Origin of the sequence: Idiomarina sp. UBA4206 (assembly GCF_002383015.1) — a bacterium.
GTDB lineage: Bacteria > Pseudomonadota > Gammaproteobacteria > Enterobacterales > Alteromonadaceae > Idiomarina > Idiomarina abyssalis.
Genome location: NZ_DFTS01000020.1, coordinates 564 through 6,336, shown reverse-complemented (window position 1 = coordinate 6,336; position 5,773 = coordinate 564). Strand labels below are relative to the sequence as shown.

Here is a 5,773-nt window from a genome sequence, read left to right as displayed (position 1 = left end):
ATCGACCGATAGTGTTTCGCCAGCGTACCAGGGCTGGCCAAAGCGGGCTCGTTTCCAGCCGCGAGATGGCATCAGAGCGGATACTTCTTCATGGAGATCAATACCGGTTTTCTGGCCAAACCCAAACTGTTCCATAAAGCTGGATATTTTATCGACCCCCAGTTTTAACGCTAAGTCGTAGTAGAAGGTGTCGCAACTTTCAGTAATTGCTGTTTCTACATCAACCCAACCGTGCCCCCAGGCGAGCCAGTCCCGGTAACGCCTGTCGACACCTTTAATTTCAAACCAGCCGGGGTCCCAGATGCGGGTTTTTTCCGTAATGGTTCCGTCTTCTAATCCAAGCAAACCAATTTGCGGTTTTACTGTCGATGCAGGGGGATATGCCCCCTGAGTGACCCGGTTTAACAGAGGGCTTTGGGTTGAGTTTAATAAAGATTGATACTGTTTGACGGAAATACCGTTGACGAACCAGTTAGGATCATAACTCGGCGTACTGGTCATGGAGAGAATTCCGCCGGTTGTTGCATCCATTAAAATAATAGAACCTCGTTGTTCGCCCAATAATTCAGCCGCTTTGCGTTGCAACTCTAGGTCCAGTTCTAAGACAATATCCTGACCGGGTGTTGGCGCTTCTATACTGAGTGTGCGCACGGCTCTGCCACGGTTATTAACTTCAACACTCTGGTAACCAACTTCACCATGTAATTCTTTTTCGTAATACTTCTCAATGCCGAGTTTACCAATGGTTCTGCTGGCTGCGTAATTGGGTAGTTCTCCGCTTTCACGGAGTTTCTCTACATCGTTACGATTAATTTTCGCAACGTAACCCACGGCGTGCGTTAACAGTTCCTTGTGAGGGTAGTTACGTATTAGCCGTGCTTCAATACTAACGCCCGGATATTTATGTTGCTGCGCTGCAAAGATAGCAAGCTGCTGCTCATTCAGGTCGTCCAGTAGGGGGACATTGTTAAAGCGCCGCTGATTTTTCAGGTTCCGATAAAAACGATCAATAGTGGTATCCGGAAAGCTCAGCAATTTCTGAAGTTGACTCAGGGTGCTGTCCAAATCATCGATTTCTTCAGGAGTGACATCTAAACTATAAATAGGAGTGTTTTCAGCAAGCAAAACGCCGTTACGGTCATAGATTAAGCCCCTGTTAGGTGCCAGCGGCAGCAGCTTTATCCGGTTATCGTTGGAACGGGTCTGAAGTTCATTATGTTCACTAACCTGCAAGTGATACATGTTTGACGCTAACGCAACAAAAGCGGCCACGACAATCACCATCGCGACTAAAACGCGACGCCCAAAAACGGCTGCTTCGGTATCATGATCACGTATGTGGGTGCGCTGACGCATTGTTATTATTATTCTCTATGGTACGGATGATTGTTATTTAGGCTCCAGGCCCTATATAAACTCTCTGCGACAATTAACCTTACCACTGGATGGGGCAGAGTGAGTTTAGACAATGACCAGCGTTGTTCAGCTGCAGCCAGGCACTCATCAGAGAGGCCTTCGGGTCCGCCTATCAACAGAGTGACATCTCTGCCATCCATTTGCCACTTTTCTAACTGTTGAGCAAGTTTAGGTGTGTCCCAGGCCTGACCTGTGACCTCTAAAGTGACAATTCGGTTCCCTTTAGGTATTGCTTGCAGAAGTAATTTACCTTCTTGCTGCATAACGCGCTTTAAATCCGCTTTGCGGGTACGTTTTTGAGCAGCAATTTCATGTAAAACCAGTTTGCAATCTGCCGGGAACCGCTTTTTGTATTCGTTAAAGCCTTCAGTAACCCACGTGGGCATTTTGGTGCCAACGGCGAGTAATTGAATTTGCACTTACTGGCCCCAGAGTTTTTCTAATTGATAGAAATCGCGAATGCTATCCTGCATTACATGCACCACGACATCACCAAGGTCAACCAAAACCCACTCAGATTGTTCACCACCTTCAACGCCAATTGGAGGTGTACCAGCATGTTTCGCCTCTGTAGCGACATGTTCAGCAATACTTCGTACATGCGTTTTCGAGCTGCCAGAGCAGATGATCATGTAGTCAACAACGTCAGTTTTATCATGAACATCTAAAATTTGAACGTCACGACCTTTAAGATCATCGATTTTATCAATGACAAATTCACGCAATTCTTCTGCCTGCAAAAGATTTTCTCCGATTTGAGGATTAAAACCCGAAGTTTAACAGAAATTAAGAAAAGTGTTCAGTCACAAATACAGCTGATGTTGCCTTATGTAGTCATAAACACTGGAGGGTAGGGGGAGGTTAGGTTTGCGTTGTTGCAATTGTTCGCGTAGTTCAGTCGCTGAAACATCAACCATCGGGGTTTGTGCAATATAGACATAACCTGAAGATTGTTCGGTTAAATCTTTTTTGTGTTTCGTCAGATGCGTTGCAATAAAGGACTTTAGCTCGTCATCCTGAGGGCTGAAGTCTACGCCGGCTCGCGGCATAACAATCAGGTGTGCGTTATCGGTAAGTTGTGTCCAGTTATGCCATTTATGGAGACTCATTAAGGAGTCCATACCCATAACAAAGAGCAGAATGTCATTGGGAAAGCGCTCTTTAAACTCGCTTAATGTATGAGCGGTGTAGGAAAGTCGGTCTTGTTTTAATTCCCAGTCTTCAGCCGTAAAAGCAGGGTGTTGCTGACAGGCAAGCTTCACCATTTCCAACCTTTGCCGGGCACTGGCGCAGGGTTGAGATCGGTGCGGAGGCACGGCGCTTGGCATGAGCGACAAAGTAGCAATGTCCAGTTCATCGACCAGAGCTGAGGCTGTTTCTAAATGTCCGTTGTGAATGGGATCAAAAGTTCCGCCAAAGAATGCTCGTATCATAAATGAATAAACTGCTCATTAGGCTCAATGCCGTGACTAAATACAGAAAGAGTCTGATTAATGGCATCAGCGTTGTTGCAACACAGTAAACTGAGAAGGTGCGTCGTTAATATCAGAGGCGACTCGCCGCTGTCGAGCTTTAATGCAGCCTCGATTCTTTCAATAAGTCTTTGTGCGCCAAGCAGCGTTTTTTGGCTCAGCTGAGAGGCTCGTTTATGATAGCCGGGTTGCTGATTCGGCCAAATCATAAACTGCCGGAACAGGGCGTTTGTATCAGCCTGTGTTTGTTGCGCCTTTTGCAGAGCCGATAACAGTTGCACCTCGCGTTGGAGGATCCAGATGAGCCGATGGAAATCGTTTTCTTCATCTAACAAGCGATTTAACCGATGCAAAGCGCCTTCGTAGTCCTGTTGCTGGATGCTCTCCTGAAGCGCAAATACGCTGAAGCGGCTAACATCATCAATAGATGTTTGCAGAAATTCTTCGGTAATGATTCCGTCATTGCTCAGAAGTTGCCACTTACTGAGCTCCTGATCCAGAGCTAATAAGTTGCCTTCAAACCAGTCCGATAACTTTTCAGGAACGCCCGTAGCTAAGGTTAATTGATAACGTTGAGCTCGTTGATGAATAAATGCCGGCAGTTGGGATTTATCCGGGCTTTGTGTCCGGACTAAAGGGCCGCGTTCCGCCAGCGCTTTGAACCAGCGGCTGTTTTGAGTTTCTTTTTTAAGGCGATCACCAATAACAACGAATATGTCGTTTTCAGACTGATTTTGTGCATATTCGGTTAAAGCCGCAGAGCCGTCACGACCCGGCTTATTATCCGGAAGCTCAAGTTCCAGCAAACGTTTATTTCCGAACAGGCTCATTGACTGTTCACCGGAAGAAAGCTGTTGCCAGTCAAAGTCCTTACTTTGCAGCCAGTGTATGCGTTCGAGATCATCGGAGGATAAGTACTTACGAATGCTACTTAGTGCGTCATTCCTGAGTAAAAGGTCATCACCAAATACCAACAAAACGGATGGAACGCCATTTTGCTGCAAGTAGTGTTCAAGCTTTTCAGGATAAATGGTTTGCATTGCTTTAAGGTTTTACTCCGACATTTCGGAAATGATTTGCTGCAAAATAAGACGAGAAGCTTCCGCTCTCATTTCATCGACCAGCATTTCGCGTTCACGGGTTTTTGCCAGAGCAAAGTTTGGATCGTCCTGGTAATCCCGGGCGACTTCAACCGTGCGTTCAAGTAATAAACGCTGGTTTTGTATTAATTGATAGTTAACCTGGTACAGCAATTCATATTCGGCAACCTGGCCGCTTTCGAACAAAGACAATGTTCTTCGCTCTAATTTGTCGGAAGTTAAGTGAACCGTTATTGGTTGTGCTTCATCTGAAAGTTTAATGCCAGAATGCGCAAAGCGTTGCTGCATATGCTCATTGAGCTCTTTTGACACCTGACTTTTCAGAGAAACCGACTGCAGTGTTTCGGGCAATTGATAGTTCCCGCGCAGCTGAAAGCCACAACCGGTTAGGGTGGCTATCAGCACTAGGATGAGAACAAGGTTTAACGTTGCGCGCATAGCTTATCCAACAACAATATTGAGGATTTTCCCGGGAACATAGATCTTCTTACGAATCTCTTTTCCTTCGGTGTGCTTCTGTACAGAGTCTTCCTCAAACGCAATTTGCTCAACTTGCTCTGCTGAAGCATCGGCAGGTACTGTCAGTTTAGCGCGGACTTTGCCATTAATTTGCACCACAATCAGCTTTTCGTCTTCAACCAACGCACTTTCATCGACGCTTGGCCATTGAGCGAACGCCAGAGGTTCCTCATGGCCAAGTTCTTGCCACAATTGCTCGCAAATGTGCGGTGTAATAGGAGCCAGCATGCGCACCATGGCGTCTATCGATTCAGCCAGTATTTGTCTGTCGGCCTCGGTTTCCAGTGGCGCTTTCTGCAGGTGATTTAACAGCTCCATAATTGCTGCTATCGCGGTGTTGAAGTGTTGGCGACGACCCATGTCGTCACTGACTTTAGCGATGGTCTTATGCAGTTCGCGGCGCAGTTGCTTTTGATCTGAGTTTAAACTGTGGCCGTTGCATGCACCACCCGTATTAACTAAGTCGTAAGTCAGCTTCCATAAGCGGCGCAAAAAGCGTTGCGATCCTTCAACACCCGAGTCTGACCATTCCAGGGTCATTTCAGGTGGCGCCGCAAACATCATAAATAAGCGGACGGTGTCGGCACCGTAGCGCTCAACCATGGTTTGCGGGTCGATACCGTTGTTCTTCGACTTTGACATTTTGCTCATGCCGCCTATAGCAACCGGCTGGCCGTCTTGCTTATGTTTAGCTCCGGCAATAGCGCCTTTGTCATCGCGTTCAATATCAACGTCAAGAGGGGATACCCACTGCTTGCCGCCTTTCTCGTCTTCGCGGTAATAGCTGTCGGCTAAAACCATGCCCTGACAGAGCAGGCGTTTGAATGGCTCGTCAGAGTCAACCAGCCCTGTGTCGCGCAACAGCTTATGGAAGAAGCGAGCGTACAATAAATGCAGAATTGCGTGTTCAATACCACCAATGTATTGATCAACCGGCAACCAGTAATTGGCTTTTTCTGGATCCAGCATGGCGTCATCGGTTTGTGCGCTACAGTAACGAGCGTAGTACCACGACGATTCCATGAAAGTATCGAAGGTATCGGTTTCATGCTCTGCCGGTTGACCGTTGTATTCCGTTTTGCGCCATTCCGGGTCGGATTTAATTGGCGAGTTAACACCATCCATGACCACATCTTCCGGCAGTTTAACCGGCAGTTGGTCTTCCGGAACCGGCACGGATTCACCATTTTCCAGATTCAACATAGGAATAGGAGTGCCCCAGTAACGCTGACGTGATTGTCCCCAGTCGCGCAGGCGGTAATTGAC

Annotated in this window: 7 protein-coding genes; all 7 read right to left on the bottom strand. The window is 47.1% G+C overall.

What is annotated here, in order from left to right; all coding sequences use genetic code 11:
• Positions 1-1,356 (bottom strand): penicillin-binding protein 2 (mrdA, locus tag B3180_RS04335; protein ID WP_286843248.1); only part of this gene is annotated, 1,356 nt, incomplete at its 3' end.
• 8 nt (positions 1,357-1,364) lie between these two features.
• The gene (gene rlmH / locus B3180_RS04330; RefSeq protein WP_054487098.1) at positions 1,365-1,835 is read right to left on the bottom strand and encodes a 23S rRNA (pseudouridine(1915)-N(3))-methyltransferase RlmH; all 471 of its coding nucleotides are present in this window, start codon (positions 1,833-1,835) and stop codon (positions 1,365-1,367) included.
• Entirely contained in the window at positions 1,836-2,156 is a 321-nt protein-coding gene (gene rsfS, locus B3180_RS04325; RefSeq protein WP_199494436.1) for a ribosome silencing factor, read from the bottom strand.
• Positions 2,157-2,219: 63 nt separating this feature from the next.
• A complete protein-coding gene (nadD, locus tag B3180_RS04320) occupies positions 2,220-2,849 on the bottom strand; it encodes a nicotinate-nucleotide adenylyltransferase (RefSeq protein ID WP_224798030.1) in 630 nt (209 codons plus the stop codon).
• On the bottom strand, positions 2,846-3,928 hold the full coding sequence (gene holA, locus B3180_RS04315) for a DNA polymerase III subunit delta (RefSeq protein ID WP_199494438.1): 1,083 nt from the start codon (positions 3,926-3,928) through the stop codon (positions 2,846-2,848). Before holA ends, nadD begins: the two co-directional genes overlap by 4 nt.
• A 12-nt stretch (positions 3,929-3,940) precedes the next feature.
• On the bottom strand, positions 3,941-4,426 hold the full coding sequence (gene lptE / locus B3180_RS04310; protein WP_199494439.1) for an LPS assembly lipoprotein LptE: 486 nt from the start codon (positions 4,424-4,426) through the stop codon (positions 3,941-3,943).
• A 3-nt stretch (positions 4,427-4,429) separates the two neighbouring features.
• The coding region (gene leuS, locus B3180_RS04305; protein WP_286843243.1) for a leucine--tRNA ligase at positions 4,430-5,773 on the bottom strand (1,344 nt) is incomplete at its 5' end.

What these genes read in the sequence shown, in the direction of transcription:
- lptE (WP_199494439.1), bottom strand. Translation starts at nt 4,426, where the DNA reads ATGCGCGCAACGTTAAACCTTGTTCTCATCCTAGTGCTGATAGCCACC.
- holA (WP_199494438.1), bottom strand. Translation starts at nt 3,928, where the DNA reads ATGCAAACCATTTATCCTGAAAAGCTTGAACACTACTTGCAGCAAAAT.
- nadD (WP_224798030.1), bottom strand. Translation starts at nt 2,849, where the DNA reads ATGATACGAGCATTCTTTGGCGGAACTTTTGATCCCATTCACAACGGA.